Below are 23,266 nucleotides of genomic sequence, written 5' to 3' on the forward strand. Positions count from 1 at the left end.
GAGCCGGTCCCGCACGGAGGTGTCGGGTTCCTCCTCGACCGGGGTCTCCTCGGCCACGAACAGCCGCTCCGCCAGCTCCTGGGCCTCCTCGGTGGCCCGCTCGAGCGCCTCCTGCGCCCTGGCGGCCGACGCGGCCGACCGCTCGGCCTCCCCGGCGGCGCCACGGGCCTGCCCTGCCAGCCGCCCGAGCTGCTGCGCGACCCCGGACTTCTCCCGTTCGGCGGCCCGGCGACGCTCCCCCAGCTGCTCGACCAGCGCCACGGATTCACCGCGCCGGACGGCCGCGGCGCGCTGGGCCGACGCGAGCTCCTCGCAGCGCACGGCGAGCTCGGCCAGTTCGGCGGCGGCCTCGTCGACGGAGGCCTGCACCTCCAGCAGGCTCGGCGCTCCGGCGGATCCGCCGTGCGCGAAGTGGGCGCCCAGCACATCGCCCTCGGCGGTGACGGCGGTGAGCCCCGGGTGGGCCGCGACCAGTTCCTCGGCGTCCTCCAGGGTGCCGACGACCACCATGTCGCGTACCAGCCGCCGTACGGCCGCCATGAGTTCGACGGGGCCCCGCAGCAGTCCCGCGACGGCCGGCGCCGGGCACTCCCCCGTGACGACGGCTCGGCCCGCCGAAGGCTCCGGCCGCTCCGGCCGGCTCTCCACCGCCGCGGTGCCGTGCTCAGCCCCGGCGACCGCGAGGACCGAGGGACCGTGCTCCGCCCCGGATGCCTGCCCGGGCACCTGGCCGGCGGCCCCCGAGGCGGGCTCCGTACTCTGCGCGGGTACCTGCCCGGCCCCCACTCCGCCCGGCACCAGCGCCGCGCGTCCCGCGTCCTGCTTGCGCAGCAGACGGATCGCGTCGGCGGCCGTGGCCGGGTCCGTCACCGCGATCGCGTCGGCGGCGGCGCCCAGCGCCGCCGCTACCGCGACCTCGTGCCCCGGGGCCACCGTGAGCAGTTCCGCGACCGGCCCGAGCAGCCCCGTCAGCCGGTCTCCGGCGCCGAGCAGCACGCCGGTGCCGTCCTTGCGCCGCAGCCCCAGGGAGAGTGCCTCGTGCCGGGCCGAGACCGCAGCGCGGCTGCGTTCCGCCGAGGTGACCGCCTCACGCGCCGCGCTGAGCTCCGCTTCCGCTCCGGCGAGATCCCGCTTGGCGGCCTCGTGCTGCTCCGTCAGCTCCGCGTCATCCGCGTCCAGGCCGTCGACCTCGGCCTTGAGCTGCTCGTACTCCTCCTGGGCCGCGACCGCCCGGTCCTGCGCCTCGTCCCGCGACGCGGCCAGCCGGTCGATCTCGGCCTGTGCCGAACCCGCACGGCTGCGGGCGGCGTTGACCTGGCCGTGGAGCCGTGCGAGGCCCTCGCGCCGGTCGGCGATGGCACGGGCGGCGTCGCGGAGTCCGCGCTCCTCCACCGCCAACTCCCGCTCCAGTTCGGACCGGTGCGCGGTGGTGTCCTCCAGGGCGTGCTCCGCCGCTTCGAGTGCCGCCTCCAGCTCCGCCTCCTGCTCGCGGATCCGGGCGGCCTCACGCTCCATGTCCTCGGGGTCCCGCCCGCGCCGCTCCTCGTCCGGTGCCGAGGTGGCGCTCTTCACCCGCGCGTCGGCGAGCGAGATCGTCCCCCGGACGCGCTCGGCCAGCTGCGAGAGTTCGTACCAGGTCTGCTGGGCCCGCTGCAGCCGTGGCGCCAGGCGGCGCACCTCGTCCTCCAGGTCGGCCTCGCGGGCGAGCGCCGCCCTGAGTTCGGCCTCCGCCGCCTCTCTGCGCTGCTTGAGGGCCGCCTCGTCGGCGATCTCGCCGCGCAGCGCCTCCCTCAGCCGCACCAGGTCGTCGGCGAGGAGCCTCAGCCGGGCGTCCCTCAGGTCGGCCTGGATGACGGCGGCCCGGCGGGCCACGGCCGCCTGCCGGCCCAGCGGTTTGAGCTGACGCCGCAGTTCGTCGGTGAGGTCCTGGACTCGGGCGAGGTTGGCGCCCATCGCCTCCAGCTTCCGCAGCGCCTTCTCCTTGCGCTTGCGGTGCTTGAGCACGCCCGCCGCCTCTTCGATGAAGGCGCGGCGTCCCGTCGGATCGGCGTGCAGGACGGAGTCCAGCCGGCCCTGGCCGACGATGACGTGCATCTCGCGGCCGATTCCGGAATCCGAGAGGAGTTCCTGGATGTCGAGCAGCCGGCAGGTGTCACCGTTGATCTGGTATTCACTTCCGCCGTTGCGGAACATGATCCGCGTGATCGTCACTTCGGCGTACTCGATCGGCAGCGCGCCATCGGAATTGTCGATGGTCAGCGACACCTCGGCGCGGCCCAGCGGCGGCCTTCCCGTGGTGCCGGCGAAGATCACGTCTTCCATCTTGCCGCCGCGCAGGGATTTCGCCCCCTGCTCGCCCATGACCCAGGAGAGCGCGTCCACCACATTGGATTTGCCCGACCCATTGGGACCGACGACGCAGGTGATCCCCGGTTCGAACCGCAGGGTCGTGGCCGAGGCGAACGATTTGAAACCACGGAGGGTCAGAGCCTTGAGGTGCACGCCGCCGGACTCTACCTTTCACTCTCGGTTTCGCTGATGAAGGTGCAGGGCACATCAGACGTTGAGCGAAGAGTGGGAGCCCGGGGACGGGCACGGGGAAAGAAAGAAGGGACGCCGGAGCGTCCCTTGTAAATCTTGCACGGCGCTGCCTGCGCAGTCGTCCGAGCACAGTCCTGCGTGACGGATCGCGAACGTACCGGTTCACGAGCAGTTCCCGGTGTTCCGGGACGACGATCCGTGACGAAGACATTCGATGGGTTGATCCCGAGCGGCTGGCGTACGGCCCGACCGGCCCCGGCAGGGCCTTGGGGTCAGGTCAGCGCGGGCTCCGCCTGGGGTACGTCGATGTCGATGCTGTCGAGCAGCGACTCTTGGTGCTGGGCGGCGGCGTTGAGCGCGTCGTTCTCGTCCTGGATCCGTACGAGCTCGGATTCCAGGTCCTGGACGCGCTTCTGAAGCCGTCGCATCTCGGCGAGGAGTCGCGGGTCGGAACCGCCGACGTAACCGAGAAGCGCCTTTGCCATGATGAGTGGTCCTCCACACTGAGTGACCGACCGGATGCGGTGTGGGTCGTGAGGGAATCGCACCCGCGGTGCTCGGCAGTGCTCTGTTCTCACTGCTGTTCTGCTGTCACCAGCTCTGCCGAACAGCTAAGGTGCGCGGGGTTTTCAGCGTCTCACCAAAAAGTTTGACGGTCAACACGATCACACGCCAGGGAGCCGGGTGTCCCGGGGCACGCGGCTCGACGATCATGCGGCGCGACTCCTGCACGGGTTCCCGAAGGGTGTGGAGATCTTCGTCAATGCCGCAGCCTGGCATGGGGCGCGCTTCTTGGCAACCATGTCCCCGCGCCGGCTTCTTTCGCAGGTCATTTCGGGTGCGCGGCTCTCGAAGCCCCTCCCGGGTCACCGCTCGGCGCCCCTCGCACACGCAGCGGATCCACCTCTCTTTCCCTGCCGCTGTCAGCGGATGGCGAATCCCTCATATCCACCGCGAGGCGTGTCCCAGATCTCAGTCACGCCGTCCACGCGGCCGGGTGTGTCGTCGGAGGCGAGCCAGTCCAGCAGACGGTGGCAATTCTCACGCGGCCCTTCGGCCACCACCTGCACCCGGCCGTCGTCGAGATTGAGGGCGAAGCCGGTGAGATTTCCGATCTCCAAAGCATTTGCCCTGGTGAACCAGCGGAATCCTACTTGCTGTACTCGGCCGCGTACCCATACGACGAGTCGTGCATCTTCGTTCATGCCCGAACGCTAACCGGCCAATTGCACGACGAGCACGCCGCCCCAATCCGCCATGGCGTATGGTCCCCTCGCAATAGCCTCACCCGAACGGGTGAGCTTGATCTTGAATGCGGTGACGTCGTCACGACGTCCGGAGCACGAGGAAGGCACAGCGCATGGGACGGCACAGACGCGCAGGCGCGGCCCCCGCCGCTGAGCAGCACACGGCGGACGTGGTGGACGGGCACCGGACTGCCCACCGGAAGAAGCGCACGGGTATACCCGTGCGCGCCGGGCTCCTCGGCGTGTCCGCGGCCGTGGCCGTCGGCGCGGTCGCCGTCGCCTCCGGCCTGATCCCGGGCGGCGGCAGCTACGACGTGACCGGAGGCGGGGCCGCCGAACAGGTGCACGCGGGCGGCGCTCCCGACCTGCTGACCCAGGGCGACGCGTCGGCCGAACCGACCGGCCGCACCTCGGCCTCCGCGTCGGCCCAGGCCAGCCGGGGTGCGGACCGTTCCGCGGCCCCTTCCAAGTCACCCTCGGTGCCCCCGAGCGAGAAGCCGAGCAAGAAGCCCTCGGCCACCGCCTCGAAGCCGGCGACGAAGACTCCCGAGGCCCCCGAGCGGACGACACCGCCTGCGGCCGCCCCGAAGAAGAGCACCTCGTCGAGTCCGGCGGCCAGGAAGCCCGCAGCTCCGAAGTCCTCGTCGGCCGCTCCGAGCCGTACGGCCGCCGCCCCGGCGACGCCGTCCCCGTCCCCGTCCTCCGCCCAGGCCGCCGTGCTCGACCTGGTCAACCAGGAGCGCGCGAAGGTCGGCTGCACTCCGGTCACCACCAGTGCCTCCCTGACCGCGCTCGCCCAGGACTTCAGCGAGGACATGGCCGCCCGCGACTTCTTCGGCCACACCGACCCCGACGGGGCGACCCCCTGGGACCGTGCCGACGCCGCCGGTGTGCAGGGGCTCGGGGGCGAGAACATCGCCCGGGGCCAGGCCGACGCGCAGGCCGTGATGGACGCCTGGATGAACAGCGACGGACACCGCGCAAACATTCTCAACTGCGACTACAAGACCCTCGGCGTGGGAGTCCATCTCGGCTCCGGCGGCCCTTGGTGGACTCAGGACTTCGGCTTCTGAGCAGGAGACAACCGCACCTCGCACCACGGAGACCCCTGCCGTCCCAGGACGGACAGGGGTCTCCCCCTGTCCGGGCACATCCGGCCCGCCGGCGGAGCCTGCGAGCGCACGGCGAGGCCGTTCTCCCCACGCCTGTGCAGCGCTCACCGGAAGTGAGCGCTGCACAGGCGTAAGCTGGCGGTATGGGTGAGACACAGGCGGACTCCGTGCGTGACGTCGAGGGCGACGCTCCCTTCGACGTCTTCTCCCGGCAGTGCCCCTCGCGCGGAACCCTGGAACACGTGACCGGCCGCTGGGGCAGCCTCACCCTGGGTGCCCTGCACGAGAGCGGTGCCCGCTTCAACGAGCTGCGCCGCCGGGTCGACGGGGTCAGCGAGAAGATGCTCTCCCAGACGCTCCAGGCGCTGGAGCGGGACGGCCTGGTCCTCCGGGACGCGCGGCTCACCAACCCGCCTCGCGTCGACTACGCGCTGACACCGATCGGCCGCGAGGTCGCGGGCCGGCTGATGGGACTCATTCAGCTCGTCGAGGGCCGGATGCCCGAGGTCGTGGAGGCCCGGAACCGGTACGACGCGGCGCGCGGAGCCTGAGCCGGGGCGTCAGGAGGCGCGCGGCGGGCGCTGGCAGCGCGGGCAGAAGTAGCTGGAGCGGTTCATCCAGGGCCGGCGGCGCATCGGTGTGCCGCAGCGACGGCAGGGTTCGTCCTCGCGTCCGTAGGCGTCGAGCGACCGGTCGAAGTAGCCGGACTCCCCGTTCACGTTGACGTACAGGCTGTCGAAGCTGGTACCGCCCTGGTCGAGGGCCTCCCGCATCACGTCCCGGACATGGCCGAGCAGCTCCGCCGTCCTCGGACGGGTCAGGGTCGCGGTCGGCCGCTCGTAGTGCAGCCGGCTCCGCCACAGGGCCTCGTCGGCGTAGATGTTCCCCACCCCGCTGATCAGGGACTGGTCGAGCAGGGCCCGCTTCACCGTCGTACGGCGCAGGCGCAGCGCCATGTGGAAGGCGCTGTCGTCGAAGGCCGGGTCGAGGGGGTCGCGCGCGATGTGCGCGATGACGTCGGGCAGACCGTCGGGGGTGTTGTCGTGGAGCGACAGCCCGCCGAAGGTGCGCTGGTCGACGAAGCGCAGCTCGGTGCCGAGCGCGTCGTCGAAGCGGATCCTGATGCGCAGGTGCTTCTCGTCGGCGGCGTCCTCGGGCTGCACGAGCAGCTGGCCGCTCATGCCGAGGTGGCCCAGCAGCGAGGAATCGGCCTCGTCGAGCGGGACCCAGAGGTACTTGCCGCGACGCATCGCCACGCCGAAGCGCAGTCCGCGGAGCCGGGCCGCGAAGTCCGCACCGCCCGCGAGGTGCCGCCGGACCGCACGTGGGTGCAGGACCTCGACCGCCTCCACCGTGCGTCCGGCGGTCCAGCGCTCCAGCCCCCTGCGCACGACTTCGACCTCGGGCAGTTCGGGCACGGTGGAACTCCTTCGGAAGGGGGCGGGACAGCGAAAACCCCCCGGCGCCGAAGAGGCACCGAGGGGTTCCGGGTGGTTCAGGCCGGAGCCGCACCTGATGTCGGCGACGGGTCGGCAGGAGTGTCGGCGACCCCTCCGTCGGCTGCGGACTTCGCCGCCGCCTCCCGTGCTTCCGCGGCGGCGCTGATCTCGCGCCAGGCGGACTCCGCCGCCTGCTGCTCCGCTTCCTTCTTGCTACGACCGGTGCCGGCGCCGTACGAGACACCACCGACGCGAGCAGCAGCAGTAAAGGTCTTCTCGTGATCCGGACCGGTCTCCGTGACGAGGTACTCGGGGACTCCGAGGCTCTCCCTCGCGGTGAGCTCCTGGAGACTGGTCTTCCAGTCCAGGCCGGCTCCGAGGTTGGAGGACCTGTCGATCAGCGGGTCGAAGAGCCGGTGCACCAGCTCCGAGGCCGCACTGAGCCCTTGGTCGAGATAGACGGCGCCGATCACCGCTTCAAGGGTGTCGGCGAGGATGGAAGCCTTGTCCCGGCCGCCCGTGCCCTCTTCACCGCGGCCGAGCCGGATGAAGGAGCCGAGTTCGAGGCCGCGGCCCACTTCCGCAAGCGCACGCGAGTTGACCACCGCGGCCCGCAACTTGGCCAGCTGGCCTTCGGGCAGGTCGGGGTGGGTGCGGTACAGCGTGTCCGTGACCACCAGGCCGAGCACCGAATCCCCGAGGAATTCGAGACGCTCGTTGGTGGGCAGACCGCCGTTCTCGTATGCGTACGAACGGTGGGTCAGCGCACGCACCAGAAGGGCGGACTCGAGGTGATACCCGAGCCGCCCTTCCAGAAGCGTGTGGGACGAGGCTGTGTTGATGTTGTCTGCCTGCTTCTTGGCACTGGACAACTCAGACATCGGGCCTCTCACCAGCCGCTCAGACCTCGAGGACCTGGCGCTTGTTGTAGGTGCCGCAGCTCGGGCACGCAATGTGCTGGAGCTTCGGCTCCTGGCAACGCTCGCACGAAACCAGGGTGGGGACCGCAGCCTTCCACTGCGACCGGCGGTGGCGCGTGTTGCTGCGCGACATCTTCCGCTTCGGAACAGCCACGGCTACTTCTCCTGCTTCTCGTCGACGCCCGGTTCGGCGCCGCCCATGTTGTCCTTCTCGCCGTCCTGAACGGTCTCGGCGAGTCCTTGCAGTGCCGCCCAACGGATGTCGGCGACGTCGTGGTGGTGATCAGGATTCTCGTCCAGCCTGATTCCGCATTCGGAACACAGACCGGCACAGGTCTCCTTGCACACCGGCTGCAGCGGCAGTGCGAGCACCACCGCGTCACGCAGCACAGGTTCGAGGTCGAACGAGTCGTCCTCGAGAAAGAACCTGTCCTCGTCGTCCTCGGCGTCGTCGACCGGGTCCGCGGTCCTGCTGCGGTTCCGGTCATCGGCGTCAGGGTACGAGAACATTTCCTGGAAGTCCGCTTCGACCTCGAGGGTCAGCGGCTCCAGACACCTTACGCACTCCCCCTCGGCGGTCGCACGGGCGGTGCCTGTGACAAGCACCCCTTCCATGACCGATTCGAGGCGGAGGTCCAGCGCCAGGGGCGCGTTCTCCGGCACTCCGACGACCCCGTCGATACCGAGGTCCTTCGGTGCTTCCGCCGTGCGGGTCAGCCGCTTCTGGGTACCCGGACGCCGGCCCAGCTCACGCGTATCGAACACGAGAGGGCTGCGGTGGTCGAGGTGGCCGTTCAGGGCTTTTCCTGCTTTCGAGATCATGTACGTGGTGCTGCTCCGGGAGGGCCGCCCGGGCCCTGGGAGAACATCCCCGGGATTGAGGGCAGCCGGGATCGCCGACATACGCGCGACCGAAGAGCCAGGATACTGGACGTACCGCCCAGCTCCCAATCCGGTCCGTACCGCTCCGGTCAGCGGCCCTGCTCGTAGCGGCGCAGCTGTTCCAGGTCGATCATGCCGGTGTCGAAGAGGCTGGTCTCGTCGAGCGCGCTCTCGCCCTGCTGCGCAGGGGCCTGGGCCTGCTGGGGCCAGGCGTACTCCTGCTGCTGGTTCGGGTCGTACGCCTGCTGCTGGTAGGCGGCGTACGGGTCCGGCTGCTGCGGGTAGCCGTAGCCGTCCTGGACCTGCTGCTGGTCCGGGTAGCCGTAGGTCTGCGCGTACTGCGGCTCCGGCTGGGCCTGGACCGGGAAGCCGCCCTGCGCGGGGTCCTGGTAGTCGGCCACCGGCGCGTAGTCCTGCTGGGCGGGCTCCGCGTACGAGGGCTGCGGGGAGCTCTGACGCGGATCGGGTGCGGCCAGGTCGGCCAGGCCCGCCCAGTGGTCCTCGTCGCTGGTGCGCTGCCCGCCGCCCGCGGCGTCCTGGGCGGCCATGTGCGCGCCGAGGTCGTCGGTGGCGACCCGGCCGTGCAGCTTCTGCCGACCGCGGCCGACGGCCTCCAGGGTCTTGGCGAGCACGGCCTCGAAGGCACCGAGCTTGGTGTCCACGTAGTCGTCGGCCCGCCGGCGGAGCGTCTCGGGGTCGGCGCTGCGCTCCGGGGCCTCGGCGAAGTCGGGGTCCTGGTAGCCCTGCTCGTCGATCCCCTCGCCGCGGCCCAGGAGCTTTTCCCGGCCACGGTCGACGGAGCCGATCGTCTTGGTGAGGACGACCTCGAAGTTGGCGAGCTTGCTGTCGACGTACTCGTCGGCCTCGCCGCGGACCTCGTCGGCCTCCCGGCGGGCCTCGGACAGGATCCGGTCCGCCTCCGTCTGGGACCGCTGGGCGATCTCGGTGCCGGAGACCAGCGAGCCGCGCTCCGCGTGGGCGGACTCGATGATCCGCTCGGCCTCCTGCCGGGCCTGCTGGACGAGCTGCTCGCTGCCGCCGATGAGCTCCTCGGCGTGGGCGAGCGAGCCGGGCAGGGCCTCGCGCACCTCCTCGAGCATCGCGAGCAGTTCGGCCCGGTTGACCACGCAGGACGCCGACATGGGCATGGAGCGGGCGTTCCCGACCGTTTCGACGATCTCGTCGAGCTTCTTCTGCACGTCCACCGTGTGCTCGCCACTCTCTGCTGCTGTTGGAGACGGACGGGACGACTGTAAGGCCAGTCGCCTCCCGTCCGACACCTGGTGACGGACGGTCAGCGCATCACTTCTGGCCGAGACGCTCCACGAGGGCCGCGTGAACGGTCGGCGGCAGCAGGTGCGCCACGTCGCCGCCCCAGGTGGCGACCTCCTTGACCAGGGAGGACGACAGGAAGCTGTAGGTCGGGTTCGTCGGCACGAAGAGCGTCTCGACCCCCGAGAGGCCGTTGTTCATCTGGGCCATCTGCAGCTCGTAGTCGAAGTCGCTGACGGCCCGCAGGCCCTTCACGATCGCCGGGATGTCGCGCTGCTTGCAGAAGTCGACCAGCAGGCCGTGGAAGGACTCGACCTCCACGTTGCCGAAGTCGGCCGTCACCTCGCGGATCATCCCGATCCGCTCGTCGACGGTGAACAGGCCCTTCTTGGACTGGTTGATCATCACGGCGACGTGCACGACGTCGTACAGCTTCGAGGCTCGTCCGATGATGTCGAGATGTCCGTTGGTGATGGGGTCGAACGACCCCGGACAGACGGCGCGGCGCAACGTGGTTCCCTCGCTCTCCGGTGCGGTCAACGTGCGTCTTCGCACGTAGAGGCGGCGCGACCGTACCAAAACGTCGCCTCGCCGTAACGACGCGCCCGCTCTGGCTCGAATCCGCCGGGCCAGTTGAATTCCCCGCCCCGTGTCCTCCGTTCCACCGTGACGAGAGCATCGCCCGTGAGCCACCCCTGAGCACGGAGTGTGAGGAGGATCTCCCGAAGATCGTCGTCGGTCACGGCGTAGGGCGGATCGAGGAAGACCACGTCGTACGGGTCCGAGGGCGCCGGTCCGGTCACGATCTGTTCGGCTTTGCCCGCACGGAATTCCGCGCCGGGCAGACCGAGAGTGCGGATGTTGTCGCGGACGGTGCGCGCGGCCGTGGCGTCGGCCTCCACGAGCAGTGCGTGGGCGGCTCCGCGCGAGAGTGCCTCAAGGCCCACGGCCCCCGAACCCGCGTACAGATCGGCGACACGGATGCCGTCGAGGGTGCCCAGGAGCGCCTGCCAGGTGGAGAACAGGCCCTCCCGCGCACGGTCGGAGGTGGGGCGGGTGCCGGTGCCGGGCGGGACGGCCAGGCGGCGTCCGCCGGCCACGCCTGCGATCACGCGGGTCATGGGTGTCTGTTCCTCGGGTCGTGGGCGGCGCACAGGACGGGACGTGTGCCGTGTTCCCCACGATATGGCGTCGCCGGGGATCCGCCCGGTCACCCCTTGTCGAGGTACTCCTCCCGGTCCTTGTCGAGCAGGGCGTCCAACGCGGTGCGCAGCTCCGGCAGCCGTTCGAGCCCGGGGTCGTCCGCGACGATCCGGACGGCCTCCTCACGGGCCGCCGCGATGACCTCCTCGTCGTCGATGACGCTGAGCACCCGCAGCGAGGAGCGGACGCCGGACTGGGCCTGGCCGAGGACATCGCCCTCGCGCCGCTGTTCGAGGTCGATGCGGGAGAGCTCGAAGCCGTCGAGGGTGGCGGCGACCGCGGAGAGTCTGGCCCGGGCGGGACTCGCCTCGTGCGCCTCGCTGACCAGCAGACAGAGGCCGGGGGCGCTGCCTCGCCCCACACGGCCTCTGAGCTGGTGCAGCTGGGACACCCCGAAGCGGTCCGCGTCCATGATCACCATCGCGGTGGCGTTGGGGACGTTCACCCCGACCTCGATGACGGTGGTGGCGACCAGGACGTCGGCCTGGCCGGCGGCGAACCGGCGCATGACGTCGTCCTTGTCGTCGGGGGGCATCCTGCCGTGGAGGACCTCGACGCGCAGGCCCGCGAGCGGGCCCTTGGCGAGCTGGTCCGCGATGTCCAGTACGGCGAGCGGCGGCCGCTTCTCGGCCTCCTCGTCCGGGGCGGCCTGCTTCTTGGCGGTCTTCCCCTTCTTCTCCGCCGTCGCGTCGGCGTCGTCACCGATGCGGGGGCACACGACGTAGGCCTGGTGGCCGGTCTCCACCTCCTCGCGGACCCGCTCCCAGGCGCGGTTGAGGAAGTGCGGTTTGTCCTTGGCCGGGACGACGTGGCTGGCGATCGGCGAGCGGCCGGCCGGGAGCTGGTCGAGTACGGAGGTCTCCAGGTCGCCGAAGACGGTCATCGCGACCGTCCGGGGAATGGGGGTGGCCGTCATCACGAGCAGGTGGGGCGGCTGCTTCCCCTTGGAGCGCAGCGCGTCCCTCTGCTCCACCCCGAAGCGGTGCTGTTCGTCGACGACGACCAGGCCGAGGTCGTGGAACTTCACCTTGTCCTCGATCAGGGCATGGGTCCCGATGACGATGCCCGCCTCGCCGGTGACCAGGTCGAGCAGTGCCTGGCGACGGGCCGCCGTGCCCATGGACCCGGTGAGCAGGACGACCTTGGTGCCCAGGTCGGAGCCGCCGAGCAGGCCGCCCTCGGCCAGCTCGCCCATCATCTCGGTGATGGAGCGGTGGTGCTGCTGGGCCAGCACCTCGGTGGGCGCCAGCATGGCCGCCTGGCCGCCCGCGTCGACGACCCGGAGCATGGCCCGCAGCGCGACGAGGGTCTTGCCGGAGCCCACCTCGCCCTGGAGCAGGCGGTGCATGGGGTGTTCGGTCGCCAGGGCGTCGAAGATCTCTCCGGTGACCTTCTGCTGGCCCTCGGTGAGGGTGAAGGGGAGCGTGGAGTCGAAGGCGTCGAGCACTCCGCCGGGAACGGCCCGCCGTGCCGCTGCCGGGAGCTGGGTGTCCGCGTACCGGCGGCGGGCGAGCGCGACCTGGAGGACGAAGGCCTCGTCCCAGCGCAGCCGGTCCCGCGCGGCCGCGATGTCCGCCTTGGTCTGCGGGCGGTGGATCCTGAGCAGCGCCTCGGGGAGCGGGACGAGCCCCCGGCCGTCGCGCAGCGCCGGGGGCAACGGGTCCACCGCTTCCTGCGCGCTGGGCAGGACCGCGTCGACCGCCTTGGCGATCCGCCACGAGTCGAGCTGCTTGCAGGCCGGGTAGATCGGCAGCAGCTGCCCCGCGAAGGCGTCGACGGCCTCGGTCATCTCGGCCTCGCCGGCCGCCCCGTCGTCGCCGGACCGGGCGTCGAGGAGCTGGTACGTGGGGTGGGCCAGCTGCATCTTCCGGTTGAACACGGAGACCTTGCCCGCGAACATCGCCCGCCGGCCCGGGAGGAGTTCCTTGTGCGGCTTGTGGACGCCGTGCCCGAAGAAGACCAGCTGGAGCCGGCCGCTGCCGTCGGTGAGAGTGACCTCCAGCCGCTTGCCCCGGCCGTTGTTGAACATCATGATCCGCGCGTCGGCGACCTGCGCGACGACCGTCACGTGCTCGTCCAGCGGGAGCTCGGTGAGCGCCGTGAGACGGCCCCGCTCCTCGTAGCGCCGCGGGTAGTGGTGCAGCAGATCACCGACCGTGTGCAGGTCGAGGTGTTCGGCCATCACCTTCGCGGTGGCTCCGCCGAGCAGCTTCTTGAGGGGTTCATCGAAAGCGGACACGCGCTCCATTGCACACCACGCCACTGACAGATGTCGCCGGGCGCCGCGCCCCGGGAGGTGTCACTCGACGCCGATGAGCAGGGGCGCCGCCTGGTGCCCGCCCCGGTAGACGACCGTGTCGACGGCGAGGTGGCCCTCGCGGATGTACGCGCCGAGCTCGTCGGCCAGGGCGTCGGGGACGTCCTCGCCGAGGACCAGGGTGACGAGTTCGCCGCCGGCCGAGAGCATCCGGTCCAGGACCGTGCGGGCCGTGTCCGGGACGTCCTGTCCGATGACGGCGACGTCCCCGTCGATCAGACCGAGGATGTCGCCGGCCTGGCAGATTCCCGCCATGGTCCACGACTGCCGCTCGGCGACGGCGAGTTCGGCGTAGCGGGTGGCTCCGGCCGCCGAGGTCATCGCGACGACGTCCTCGTCGAAGCTGCGGTCGGGTTCGTGGACGGCGAGCGCGGCGATGCCCTGGACCGCGGCGCGGGTGGGGACCAGTGCGACGCGGATGCCCTCCGCCCTGGCCTGCTCGGCGGCCGCGGCGGCGGTGTGGCGCAGTTGTGCGTCGTTGGGCAGCAGGACCACTTCGCGGGCGTGGGCCCGGCGGATGGCGTCGACCAGTTCGCCGCTGGCGGGCGGCTCCCCGGGGCGTGCCAGCACGGTGGTCGCGCCGGCCTCGGCGCACAGGCCGGAGAGTCCGTCGCCCGGTACGACCACGACGACGGCGCGCTGGGCGGGTTCCCGGTGGGTGGCGCCCCGGTCGGCGGCGAAGTGGGTGATCCGGATCCGGTAGGGCCGGCCGGCCTCGACCCCGGCCTCGACGGCGGCCCCCGCGTCGTCGACGTGGACGTGGACGTTCCACAGGCCGTCCCCGCCGACCACGACGAGGGAGTCCCCCAGGGCGTCCAGCCGGCTCCGCAGCCGGGCGACCGCGTCGTCGGATGCCTCCAGCAGGAAGATGACCTCGAAGGCGGGGCCGCCGTCCGGACCCGCGTCGGCGCAGTCGCCGGTGAGGGGCGCGTGCTCGGGGGCGGGCCGGACGCCGCGCTCCTGCGCCCGTCCGCCGACCGCTTCCAGCAGCGCTCCGAGCACGGTCACCAGACCCTGTCCGCCCGCGTCCACGACGCCCGCGCGCCCGAGGGCGGCGAGCTGTCCGGGGGTGGCCGCCAGGGCCGTGCGCGCTGCGTCGTACGCCGCGTCGAGCACGTCCGTGAGGCGGGTGCCCCCGGTGGCCCCGGCCGCCTCGGCGGCGGCGGTGGCGACGGTGAGCACGGTGCCCTCGACGGGGTGGGCGACGGCCTGCCGCGCCGCGGTCGCGGCCTCGGTCAAAGCGGCCCGCAGGTGATCCGCGTCACCCGACTCGGACAGCACCCCGGCCATGCCCCGCAGGAGCTGGGCCAGGATCGTCCCGGAGTTGCCCCGGGCGCCGATCAGCGCGCCGTGCGCCATGGCCCGTACGGCGTCGGCGGGGGCGGGGGCCGTGGAGCCGGTCTCATGGGCGGCGAAGACCGCTTCGACGGCCGCGGCAGCCGACTCGACGGTGAGGTACAGGTTGGTGCCGGTGTCCCCGTCGGCGACGGGATAGACGTTGATGGCGTCGATGGCCGCCCGCTCGCGGCCGAGTGCCTCCAGAGCCAGTGAGCACCAGGTGCGCACCGCGACGGCGTCGAGATCGTCGGGGGTCTGCGGCACCGTTGGTCCTCCTTGGGGCGGCCGTGGGGGCTGGCCGCACCGCAGGGTAGTCCGGGCGCGGGAGCCCGGCGGGCAGAGGTGCGGGACGGAGTGCCCGGGCAGCCGTGGTAGTTTCGTATCTCCGACGCAGCCGTTGTATGCTGCTTCGGTTGCCCGGCGAGAGTCGGGCCATTCCTCCGGTACCGCCACTTCAGTAAAATGATTCCGGCGCGCCGGAATTCACTGTAAGTGCATCTGAAGTCTTTGGAGTGACCCGTGGCTGCCAACTGCGACGTTTGCGGCAAGGGGCCGAGCTTCGGCAACAGCATTTCGCACTCGCACCGCCGTACGTCCCGTCGCTGGAATCCCAACATCCAGCGCGTGCGTGCCGTGGTCGGGCGGACGCCGAAGCGGCTCAACGTCTGCACCTCGTGCATCAAGGCCGGCAAGGTCGCGCGCTGACGTTCCCGTCGTAGCGCAGCCTTCCGGTTGCCCAAAAAGCCGGTCCACCTCGGTGGACCGGCTTTTTGCTGTGCTCAGTGTGAGGCGGGGGCGGGACGCGTGGCCCAGCCGTGGTCGACGGGGCCGATGCCGCCGCCCAGCGCGAAGCCGGCCCGGATGGCGCCGGTGACGTACTCCTTCGCGCCCCGCACGGCCGTCTCCACGTCCTGGCCGCGGGCGAGTCCGCACGCGATGGCGGAGGCGAGGGTGCAGCCCGTGCCGTGGGTGTGGCGGTTGTCGAGCCTCGGCGCGCGGAACCAGTGCTCCTCGCCGCCGTCCGTCAGCAGGTCCACGGCCTCACCGGGCAGGTGGCCACCCTTGATGACCACCCAGCGCGGCCCGTAGGAGAGGATCTCCGCGGCGGCCCGCCGCATTCCGGGCTCGTCGGTGACGGTGACGCCCGTGAGCTGGGTCACCTCGTCGAGGTTCGGGGTGGCGACCGTGGCGACGGGCAGCAGCTTCGTGCGTACGGAGTCGAGGGCTTCGGCGGCCAGCAGCGCGTCCCCGTGCTTGGAGACGCCGACAGGGTCGACGACGACAGGTGCGCCGGTCCCGGCGAGGAGTTCGGCGACGGTGTCGACCAGCGCGGCCGAGGACAGCATGCCGGTCTTCACCGCCTGGACGCCGATGTCGTCGACGACGCTCCGGTACTGGGCGCGTACGGCGTCCGCCGGGAGTTCCCAGGCGCCCTGGACGCCCAGCGAGTTCTGGGCGGTCACCACGGTCAGCACGCTCATGCCGTGGGTGCCGAGGGCCAGCATCGTCTTCAGGTCGGCCTGGATGCCCGCACCGCCGCCGGAGTCTGATCCGGCGACGGTGAGGACACGGGGCGGTATCGGGGCAGGTGCTGTCATGCCCCGGAATCTACTAGGGCGCGCTGGGGAGCGCCGTCCGCCCGGAGGGCGGGCGGGACTTCCCCAGCACGCCCTAGGCGTCCTCGATGGATCCGAAATGGTCCCAGCCGCCCTTGCTCGTCCAGGGCGCCCCGTCGACGGTGACGTGGGGCAGCGCCGACGGGTTGAGGACCTCTCCGATGACCTTCCAGCGTGCGGGGAGCTTCACGTCGGCCGGGAAGGTCGCCACGATCGCGTGGTCCTCTCCCCCGGTGAGCACCCACTGCAGCGGGTCGACCCCGACGGCCTGCCCGATGTCGGACATCTGCGAGGGGATGTCGATCAGGCCGGACCGCAGGTCTATGCGGACCTTGCTGGCCTCGGCGATGTGCCCGAGGTCGGCGACGAGCCCGTCGCTGACGTCGGTCATGGCCGTGGCGCCCAGCCCGGCCGCCGCGGGGCCCGCGTGGTACGGCGGTTCGGGGCGCCGGTGGGCCTCGACGAAGGCACGCGGCGAGCGGAACCCCCGGGAGAGCACGGCGAATCCGGCGGCGGACCAGCCGAGCCATCCGGTCACGGCAACGACGTCGCCGGGCCGGGCTCCGGCCCGGGTGACGGGTTCGTGGTTGCGGAGGTCGCCGAGCGCGGTGATCGCGACGGTGATGGTGTCGCCCCCGACGACGTCACCGCCGACCACGGCCGCACCGGCGACCTGGCATTCGTCGCGCAGTCCGTCCATCAGCTCGGCGGCCCAGGTGACCGGCAGGTCGGCCGGCACGACGAGGCCGAGCAGCAGCGCGGTGGGCACGGCGCCCATGGCCGCGATGTCGGCGAGGTTCTGGGCGGCGGCCTTGCGGCCGACGTCGTACGCCGTCGACCAGTCGCGGCGGAAGTGCCGCCCTTCCAGCAGGATGTCCGTACTGGCCACGACCCTGCGGTCGGGTGCGGCCACGACCGCGGCGTCGTCGCCGGGTCCGAGCCGCACCGCCGGAGTGGTGGTGAGCCGGGACGTGAGCTCTCTGATGAGCCCGAACTCCCCCAACTCGCCCACGGTTCCCTTCACCGAGTCTCACCTCTCATCTATCGCACCGGACACCTGTCCGGGCAGCTTCAGCGGCCGGAGGTCCGGATCGTGGACGGGCGGCCCACCGGGGCCGACGACCCCGGGACGTACGGGCATCACCGTCCCCCTTCCGCACCGGCGGGCTTGCGGTCGCGAGCCCCCACTGCTGTCGGTACCGTCAAGAGATACGTCAACTTCTGTGGTGCGTACGCCACGCCCTGGGTGTCAACCGGCCCATAGGTCTCCCCGTGGCCGGGGGCGACGCGATAACGTGGCGTCCCTTTCCCCCACATGATCCTCGTGGCCGCTCTGGAGGTTCCGTGGTACAGGCGTACATTCTCATCCAGACCGAGGTGGGCAAGGCGTCGATCGTCGCCGAGACCATCGCCAAGCTCCCGGGAGTGATCCAGGCAGAGGACGTCACAGGCCCCTACGACGTGATCGTGCGCGCTCAGGCCGACACGGTCGACGCGCTCGGCCGCATGGTGGTCGCCAAGGTCCAGCAGGTGGACGGCATCACGCGTACCCTGACCTGCCCGGTCGTCCACCTCTGACCCCTGTCTACGCTGGTCCGGTGACTCACACCCGCCGCCGGTCCGCCCGCTCACGTGTCCTCGCCCCGTCCGCCGCCCTGTTCGTCCTGGCCGCGGCGGGCTGTTCCGGCGGTGGCGGGCCCTCGGTGGAGGTTCCCACGCCGCCGTCGGAGGCCGCCGGGTACTGCGAGAAACTGCACGCGGTACTGCCGGAGACCGTGGCCGGTCTGGAACGGAGTGATCCCTCGCCGGATTCGGACCTGACCGCCGGCTGGGGGGACGGGGCGATCGTACTGCGCTGCGGTGTCCCCCGGCCCGCGAGGATGGACGATTCCCAGGCGAAGGCCGTCGACGCGGACGGCGTCAACTGGCTGCTGGAGCAACCCGATGGCGCTGACGCCGGCCCCCGCTTCACCACCACGTACCGCGAGGCGTACGTCGAGGTGACGCTGGGGACGGAGTACGCCCATGACATCACCCCGCTGTCCGCGTTCGCCGTGCCGGTGAAGAAGACGGTCCCCGACAGCCTCTGAGGGCTGCCCCGCGCGGGGCAGCCCTCCCGGCCGGGGTCAGCGCAGGCCGGTGGAGCGGTTCAGCGCGGCCGTGATCAGCCGGTCCACCAGCTCCGGGTACTCGACTCCGCTCGCCTGCCACATGCGGGGATACATGGAGATCGGGGTGAACCCCGGCATGGTGTTGATCTCGTTGATGACGAACGTGCCGTCCTCGGTGAGGAAGAAGTCGGCGCGGACCAGCCCCTCGCAGGAGGCCGCCTCGAAGGCCTGGACGGCGAGCCGCTGGACCTCGGCGGTCTGCTCCCCGGTGAGCGGTGCGGGAACCAGGCCGGCCGCCGAGTCGATGTACTTGGCCTCGAAGTCGTAGAAGTCGTGCGCGGTGACGGGCGGGATCTCCGCGGGCACGCTGGCGCGCGGTCCGTCCTCGAACTCCAGCACGCCGCACTCGATCTCCCGGCCGCGCAGCAGGGACTCCACGAGGAACTTGGGGTCGTGCCGGCGGGCCTCCTCGATCGCCTCGTCGAGGCCGGCGGCGTCGTCGACCTTGGTGATGCCCATGGATGAGCCGCCGCGGGCGGGCTTCACGAAGAGCGGCCAGCCGTTCTCGGCCGCGAACTCCATGATGCGCTTGCGGGCGGCGGCGCGGTCCGACTCCCACTCCCGGGGGCGGACGACCTCGTAGGGGCCGACCGGGAGCCCGAAGGAGGTGAACACCCGTTTCATGTACTCCTTGTCCTGGCCGACGGCCGAGGACAGGACACCGGCACCGACGTAGGGCACGCCGGAGAGCTCCAGGAGCCCCTGGAGCGTGCCGTCCTCGCCGTAAGGACCGTGCAGCATCGGGAAGACGACGTCGACCTCGCCCAGGGCCGTGGGCACCGCACCGGGTTCGCCGACGACGACGTCACGGTTGCCGGGGTCGACGGAGAGCGTCACGACGCCCTTCGCGGACTCGGCCAGCTGGTCCACTTCGGGCACCTGCCGGTCCGTGATGGCCATGCGGGCCGGGTCGTCGGACGTGAGGGCCCAGCGTCCGTCCCTGGTGATCCCGATCGGCAGGACGTCGTACTTCGTCCGGTCGATGGCGCTCATGATGGCGCCGGCCGTGACGACCGAGATGCCGTGTTCGGAGCTCCGGCCGCCGAACACGACGGCGACGCGCGGCTTACGGCCCGGCTCGGAGCTCCGCTCGGAGCTCAGGGGACTCTCAGTGCTCTGGGGGAGGTTCTGGCTGCTCATATCGCGATGAGCGTACCTGCTGGTAGGCCCCGCGTCAGCGCCGCTCGGGCTTGGCGCTGCGCGACATCAGCTCCTTGAGCGCGACGACCGGGGACTTGCCCTCGTGGACGATGCCGACGACCGTCTCGGTGATCGGCATGTCGACGCCGTGCCTGCGCGCCAGATCGAGCACGGATTCGCAGGACTTGACGCCCTCGGCGGTCTGGCTGGTGACGGCGACGGTCTCCTGCAGGGTCATGCCCCGCCCGAGGTTGGTACCGAAGGTGTGGTTGCGCGAGAGCGGCGAGGAGCAGGTGGCCACCAGGTCGCCCAGTCCGGCCAGTCCGGAGAAGGTCAGCGGGTCGGCGCCCATGGCCAGCCCCAGGCGGGTGGTCTCGGCGAGGCCCCGGGTGATGAGGGAGCCCTTGGCGTTGTCCCCGAGGCCCATGCCGTCGGCGATGCCCACAGCGAGGCCGATGACGTTCTTCACGGCGCCGCCGAGCTCGCAGCCGACCACGTCGGTGTTGGTGTACGGCCGGAAGTACGGAGTGTGGCAGGCGGCCTGGAGGCGCTGGGCGACGTCTTCGTCCGCGCAGGCGACGACGGCCGCGGCGGGGCGGCGTCCGGCGATCTCCTTGGCCAGGTTGGGGCCGGTGATGACGGCGATGCGGTCCGGGGTGACGTGGGTGACGTCCTCGATGACCTCGCTCATCCGCTTGGCGGTGCCGAGTTCGACGCCCTTCATGAGGGAGACGAGCACGGTGTGGGGCTCCAGGTGGGGCGCCCAGTCGGCGAGGTTGGCGCGCAGCGTCTGGGACGGCACGACCAGGACGGCGAAGTCGGCGCCGCGCAGCGCCTCGGCGGGGTCGGTCGTGGCCCGCACCGAGGCGGGCAGTTCGACGCCCGGCAGGTAGCCCGGGTTGGTGCGGGTCCTGTTGACGGTCTCGACGACCTCGGCGCGACGGCCCCAGAGAGTGACCTCGCAGCCGGCGTCGGCGAGGATCATGGCGAAGGCCGTACCCCATGAGCCGGTTCCGAAGACGGCCGCCTTGGCGGGGTGCGTCACGTCGATCCCTTTCCCTCTGCCTTGCGCCGCTGTTCGGCGCGGGCCCTGCGGTGATCGTAGAGCTCGGCGGGGGCCTTCTCCCCGCGGACCTCCTCGAGCTGGGCGGTGACGGCGGCCATGATGGTCTCGGTCGCCTGGCGCAGGATCTCGGGCGTCGGCTCGAGGCCGTAGTAGCGGGTGAGGTCGACCGGCGGCCCGGCCTGCACCCGCAGGGTCTTCCGGGGGAACAGCTGGAGCTTGTTCTCCTTGGCGTAGGGCGGCATCGCGAGGTTGGCGCCCCACTGGGCGACGGGGATGACCGGGGCCTTGGTCATCAGCGCGACCCGGGCGGCGCCGGTCTTGCCGGCCATCGGCCACATGTCGGGGTCGCGGGTGAGGGTGCCCTCCGGGTAGAAGGCCACGCATTCGCCCCGCTCGATGGCGTCGACGGCGGCGCGGAAGGCGTCGAGCGCATTGGTCGTCTCGCGGTAGACGGGGATCTGGCCGGTGCCGCGCAGGATCATTCCGACGAAGGGCGTCCGGAACAGTCCGGCCTTCGCGAGGAGCCGCGGGACACGTCCGGTGTTGTACTGGAAGTGCCCGTACGACAGCGGGTCCAGGTACGAGTTGTGATTGACCGCGGTGATGAATCCGCCATCGGCCGGAATGTGTTCCATTCCCCGCCAGTCCCGCTTGAACAGAACCACCAGGGGCGGTTTTGCGATGACCGCCGCCAGGCGGTACCAGAAGCCGATTCTGCGGCGGGACACTCGGACGCCTTCCTCTAGGAACTGTGCTGCTGCGGGGCCGGCGCTCGTGCTGCCTCGCCCCGGGGCCCCTGCTGTGTGGAGAACACCGTACGCCTCACCTGTGGGGGCGGACCTCCGGGTTGTCGTACCGGCAGGCGAGAATATGGGCTGATGCGTACGGAGGGGGAGATCGCCACGAACACCGACCCGACCGGCCCCTGGTCCCTGGTCGTCCCGCTGAAACCGCTCGCACGGGCCAAGAGCAGGCTCGGCCGGGCGGTGGGCGGGGCTCTGCGTCCGCGGCTGGCCCTGGCGTTCGCGCAGGACACCGTGTCAGCGGCGCTGTCCTGCCAGGCGGTGGGAGATGTGGTGGTCGTCACGGACGACCCGGTGGCCGGGGCGGCGCTGGCCGCGCTCGGCGCCCGCGCGGTGGCCGACACCCCGGCGGCAGGGCTCAACGCCGCGCTGGAGCACGGCGCGCGGGCGGCGCTCGCCCGGCGCGGGGGTGCGGCGGTGGCCGTCCTGAACGCGGATCTCCCGGCATTGCGTCCGGACGAATTGGCGCGGGTGCTCGAATTCTCTTCCGCATTTCCGCGCGCATTCGTCAGCGATGCCCAGGGAATCGGCACGACATTTCTTTCCTCGGCGCCCGGGGTGGAATTGCGCCCGGCCTTCGGCGGGGCGTCACGGGCACGGCATCTGGCGTCGGGTGCGGTGGAGGTCGCGCTGCCCGGCCTCGACTCGGTCCGCAGGGACGTGGACACGGGCGACGACCTGGGGGCGGCGCTCGCGCTGGGCGTGGGGCGGTTCACCGCGGGGCTGGCAGCCCCGGTGGCGCCCGCCGGGGACCGATAGGCTGCCGCACATGCAGGCGACCTCGTACACGTACGACTCCGAGACCCGCACCGGCAGCGTCCTGCTCGACGACGGCACCCCGGTGGACTTCGACGCACCCGCCTTCGACGCGGGGGGCCTGCGGCTGCTGCGTCCGGGGCAGCGGGTGCGGATCGAGACCGAGGGCGCCGGCACCTCGCTGCGGATCACCCTGGTGACACTCCAGACCCTCTGAACCACGCCGTGGCACCGCGGTCGCCCGGAAGCGGCTCCCGGACAGCCCGCGGGCCGGGCTCCCCGAGGGGAGCCCGGCCCGGCGCGTATGAGGAACGAGCGGTGCCGCCCGGTCTCACTTCTTGCGTGCGGTGACCTTCTTGGCTGTGGTCTTGCGTGCCGTGGTCTTCTTCGCGGGCGCCTTCTTCGCCGTGGTCTTCTTGGCGGGCGCCGTCTTGGCGGCGACGGTCTTCTTCGTGGCCGTCGCCTTCTTCGCCGGCGTCGCCTTCTTCGCGGCCGCCGTGGTCTTCTTGGCCGCGGCCGTGGTCTTCTTCGCGGTGGTCTTCTTCGCCGCGGTGGTCTTCTTCGCGGCCGTGGCCTTCTTCGCCGCGGTGGTCTTCTTGGCGGTGGCCTTCTTCGCGGCCGCCTTCGCCGTCGTGCGGGTGGAAGAACCGCCCGAGAGGCTTCCCTTGGGTGCCTTCTTGACGGCCACGTCGTTCTTGGGGAGCTTCTTCGAGCCGCTGACCAGGTCCTTGAACCCCTGTCCCGCACGGAAACGGGGGACGGAGGTCTTCTTGACCCGTACGCGCTCGCCCGTCTGGGGGTTGCGGGCGTACCGGGCGGGGCGGTCGACCTTCTCGAACGATCCGAAGCCGGTGACCGAGACACGGTCCCCCGCGACGACCGCACGGACGATCGCGTCGAGTACCACGTCGACAGCGTCTGCGGCCTGCTGACGGCCGCCGACCTTGTCGGCAATCGCTTCTACGAGCTGCGCCTTGTTCACGTCTTCCCCTTCGGAGACATTGCCGGAACGAAACTGTTCAGGCTTTTTCGCACGTTAGGCAGATATATACCGCAAATCAAACACGAAACGGGCTAATCACCCTAGTGCCGCAACGAAGTCGACCGCTGCGCTGTCCGCAGAGTCAGTCACCTTCGGGGAATCGGCCCTCATCGAGGTCCTTCATCAACCGGTCCAGACGCCTTGCCGCGCCTGGGAGATCGTGCTTAGCCGCAGCCGTGACGACCAGCAGCTTCCGGGACAGCGCCATCCGTACGCCCTCCGGGACTTGCAGTGCGCGCACCTTTGCGTGCGCTTCTTTCAGTCGGTCGGCGACGAGGCCATAGAGCTCGAGTTGGCTGTCGCGTTCCATGCACCGATTGTGCCATCTGGGGCGAGTTGTCGCCCGAGGGGGTCTCAACAAGCGACTGCGCCCCCTGCCGGAAGGCAGGAGGCGCAGTTCG

26 protein-coding genes are annotated in these 23,266 nt (G+C 71.2%); 7 read left to right on the plus strand and 19 right to left on the minus strand.

All coding sequences use genetic code 11. The annotated features are described in order from the left end of the window. The 3 genes from B9S57_RS30110 to B9S57_RS30125 all read right to left on the minus strand — a co-directional run. Positions 1-2,502 (minus strand): chromosome segregation SMC family protein (locus B9S57_RS30110; protein WP_258036702.1); only part of this gene is annotated, 2,502 nt, incomplete at its 3' end. Between the two features lie 311 nt (positions 2,503-2,813). Next, complete coding sequence (locus B9S57_RS30115; protein ID WP_033304037.1) at positions 2,814-3,026, minus strand: hypothetical protein; 213 nt, start codon at positions 3,024-3,026, stop codon at positions 2,814-2,816. Between the two features lie 438 nt (positions 3,027-3,464). Beyond that, a complete protein-coding gene (locus tag B9S57_RS30125) occupies positions 3,465-3,746 on the minus strand; it encodes an acylphosphatase (RefSeq protein WP_103760339.1) in 282 nt (93 codons plus the stop codon). 155 nt (positions 3,747-3,901) lie between these two features. On the opposite strand from B9S57_RS30125, the gene B9S57_RS30130 reads away from it, so the two are divergent. Then, complete coding sequence (locus B9S57_RS30130) at positions 3,902-4,861, plus strand: CAP domain-containing protein (protein WP_103760340.1); 960 nt, start codon at positions 3,902-3,904, stop codon at positions 4,859-4,861. Positions 4,862-5,043: 182 nt separating this feature from the next. Then, the gene (locus B9S57_RS30135; RefSeq protein ID WP_103760341.1) at positions 5,044-5,451 is read left to right on the plus strand and encodes a helix-turn-helix domain-containing protein; all 408 of its coding nucleotides are present in this window, start codon (positions 5,044-5,046) and stop codon (positions 5,449-5,451) included. 9 nt (positions 5,452-5,460) lie between these two features. Here B9S57_RS30135 and mutM read toward each other — a convergent pair whose 3' ends face one another. The 9 genes from mutM to B9S57_RS30180 all read right to left on the minus strand — a co-directional run bounded on the left by mutM (position 5,461) and on the right by B9S57_RS30180 (position 14,535). Then, positions 5,461-6,318: a bifunctional DNA-formamidopyrimidine glycosylase/DNA-(apurinic or apyrimidinic site) lyase gene (mutM, locus tag B9S57_RS30140; protein ID WP_103760342.1), complete on the minus strand. Its 858-nt coding sequence runs from the start codon at positions 6,316-6,318 to the stop codon at positions 5,461-5,463. 77 nt (positions 6,319-6,395) lie between these two features. Beyond that, the gene (rnc, locus tag B9S57_RS30145) at positions 6,396-7,220 is read right to left on the minus strand and encodes a ribonuclease III (protein ID WP_103760343.1); all 825 of its coding nucleotides are present in this window, start codon (positions 7,218-7,220) and stop codon (positions 6,396-6,398) included. Positions 7,221-7,239: 19 nt separating this feature from the next. After that, positions 7,240-7,413: a 50S ribosomal protein L32 gene (gene rpmF, locus B9S57_RS30150; RefSeq protein WP_003965982.1), complete on the minus strand. Its 174-nt coding sequence runs from the start codon at positions 7,411-7,413 to the stop codon at positions 7,240-7,242. Positions 7,414-7,415: 2 nt separating this feature from the next. Further along, positions 7,416-8,081 carry a DUF177 domain-containing protein gene (locus B9S57_RS30155; protein ID WP_103760344.1) on the minus strand — a complete coding sequence of 222 codons (666 nt, stop codon included), beginning with the start codon at positions 8,079-8,081 and terminating at the stop codon, positions 7,416-7,418. Between the two features lie 149 nt (positions 8,082-8,230). Continuing rightward, positions 8,231-9,346: a cell division initiation protein gene (locus tag B9S57_RS30160; protein ID WP_103760345.1), complete on the minus strand. Its 1,116-nt coding sequence runs from the start codon at positions 9,344-9,346 to the stop codon at positions 8,231-8,233. A 97-nt stretch (positions 9,347-9,443) separates the two neighbouring features. Then, a complete protein-coding gene (gene coaD / locus B9S57_RS30165) occupies positions 9,444-9,923 on the minus strand; it encodes a pantetheine-phosphate adenylyltransferase (protein WP_181011536.1) in 480 nt (159 codons plus the stop codon). 26 nt (positions 9,924-9,949) lie between these two features. Then, the gene (gene rsmD, locus B9S57_RS30170; RefSeq protein WP_103760347.1) at positions 9,950-10,534 is read right to left on the minus strand and encodes a 16S rRNA (guanine(966)-N(2))-methyltransferase RsmD; all 585 of its coding nucleotides are present in this window, start codon (positions 10,532-10,534) and stop codon (positions 9,950-9,952) included. A gap of 89 nt (positions 10,535-10,623) precedes the next feature. After that, the gene (gene recG, locus B9S57_RS30175; protein WP_103760348.1) at positions 10,624-12,864 is read right to left on the minus strand and encodes an ATP-dependent DNA helicase RecG; all 2,241 of its coding nucleotides are present in this window, start codon (positions 12,862-12,864) and stop codon (positions 10,624-10,626) included. A gap of 51 nt (positions 12,865-12,915) precedes the next feature. Beyond that, entirely contained in the window at positions 12,916-14,535 is a 1,620-nt protein-coding gene (locus B9S57_RS30180) for a DAK2 domain-containing protein (RefSeq protein WP_103760349.1), read from the minus strand. Between the two features lie 255 nt (positions 14,536-14,790). Here B9S57_RS30180 and rpmB point away from each other — a divergent pair, with 255 nt between their 5' ends. Beyond that, complete coding sequence (gene rpmB / locus B9S57_RS30185; protein WP_003965989.1) at positions 14,791-14,976, plus strand: 50S ribosomal protein L28; 186 nt, start codon at positions 14,791-14,793, stop codon at positions 14,974-14,976. Positions 14,977-15,050: 74 nt separating this feature from the next. On the opposite strand, the gene thiD is transcribed toward rpmB, so the two are convergent. Beyond that, on the minus strand, positions 15,051-15,869 hold the full coding sequence (gene thiD, locus B9S57_RS30190; protein WP_103760350.1) for a bifunctional hydroxymethylpyrimidine kinase/phosphomethylpyrimidine kinase: 819 nt from the start codon (positions 15,867-15,869) through the stop codon (positions 15,051-15,053). A 73-nt stretch (positions 15,870-15,942) separates the two neighbouring features. Next, positions 15,943-16,911: a thiamine-phosphate kinase gene (locus tag B9S57_RS30195; protein ID WP_103760351.1), complete on the minus strand. Its 969-nt coding sequence runs from the start codon at positions 16,909-16,911 to the stop codon at positions 15,943-15,945. A 320-nt stretch (positions 16,912-17,231) separates the two neighbouring features. On the opposite strand from B9S57_RS30195, the gene B9S57_RS30200 reads away from it, so the two are divergent. Together B9S57_RS30200 and B9S57_RS30205 are read left to right on the plus strand one after the other, a co-directional pair. Beyond that, complete coding sequence (locus B9S57_RS30200; protein ID WP_056791028.1) at positions 17,232-17,465, plus strand: Lrp/AsnC family transcriptional regulator; 234 nt, start codon at positions 17,232-17,234, stop codon at positions 17,463-17,465. Between the two features lie 20 nt (positions 17,466-17,485). Then, complete coding sequence (locus B9S57_RS30205) at positions 17,486-17,977, plus strand: DUF3515 domain-containing protein (protein WP_103760352.1); 492 nt, start codon at positions 17,486-17,488, stop codon at positions 17,975-17,977. A gap of 36 nt (positions 17,978-18,013) precedes the next feature. On the opposite strand, the gene B9S57_RS30210 is transcribed toward B9S57_RS30205, so the two are convergent. Genes B9S57_RS30210 through B9S57_RS30220 form a run of 3 tightly spaced genes read right to left on the minus strand, consistent with a single transcriptional unit; the run spans position 18,014 to position 20,992 of the window. After that, on the minus strand, positions 18,014-19,198 hold the full coding sequence (locus B9S57_RS30210; protein WP_103760353.1) for a D-alanine--D-alanine ligase family protein: 1,185 nt from the start codon (positions 19,196-19,198) through the stop codon (positions 18,014-18,016). A gap of 34 nt (positions 19,199-19,232) precedes the next feature. Next, positions 19,233-20,243 (minus strand): NAD(P)H-dependent glycerol-3-phosphate dehydrogenase, encoded by a 1,011-nt coding sequence (locus B9S57_RS30215; protein ID WP_103760354.1) that lies wholly within the window; start codon positions 20,241-20,243, stop codon positions 19,233-19,235. Beyond that, positions 20,240-20,992: a 1-acyl-sn-glycerol-3-phosphate acyltransferase gene (locus B9S57_RS30220; protein ID WP_103760355.1), complete on the minus strand. Its 753-nt coding sequence runs from the start codon at positions 20,990-20,992 to the stop codon at positions 20,240-20,242. The genes B9S57_RS30215 and B9S57_RS30220 overlap by 4 nt, the downstream gene beginning before the upstream one ends. Before the next feature lie 150 nt (positions 20,993-21,142). Between B9S57_RS30220 and cofC the strand changes: the two genes are divergently transcribed. Continuing rightward, entirely contained in the window at positions 21,143-21,826 is a 684-nt protein-coding gene (gene cofC, locus B9S57_RS30225) for a 2-phospho-L-lactate guanylyltransferase (RefSeq protein ID WP_103760356.1), read from the plus strand. Between the two features lie 10 nt (positions 21,827-21,836). After that, on the plus strand, positions 21,837-22,040 hold the full coding sequence (locus tag B9S57_RS30230; protein ID WP_103760357.1) for a hypothetical protein: 204 nt from the start codon (positions 21,837-21,839) through the stop codon (positions 22,038-22,040). A gap of 114 nt (positions 22,041-22,154) precedes the next feature. On the opposite strand, the gene B9S57_RS30235 is transcribed toward B9S57_RS30230, so the two are convergent. Beyond that, positions 22,155-22,805, minus strand: coding sequence for an HU family DNA-binding protein (locus B9S57_RS30235; RefSeq protein WP_103760358.1), 651 nt, complete (start codon positions 22,803-22,805; stop codon positions 22,155-22,157). Positions 22,806-22,947: 142 nt separating this feature from the next. Then, the gene (locus tag B9S57_RS30240; RefSeq protein WP_103760359.1) at positions 22,948-23,175 is read right to left on the minus strand and encodes a hypothetical protein; all 228 of its coding nucleotides are present in this window, start codon (positions 23,173-23,175) and stop codon (positions 22,948-22,950) included. Positions 23,176-23,266 lie beyond the last annotated feature (91 nt).

The sequence above is a fragment of the Streptomyces sp. SM10 genome (genome assembly GCF_002910915.1).
GTDB lineage: Bacteria > Actinomycetota > Actinomycetes > Streptomycetales > Streptomycetaceae > Streptomyces.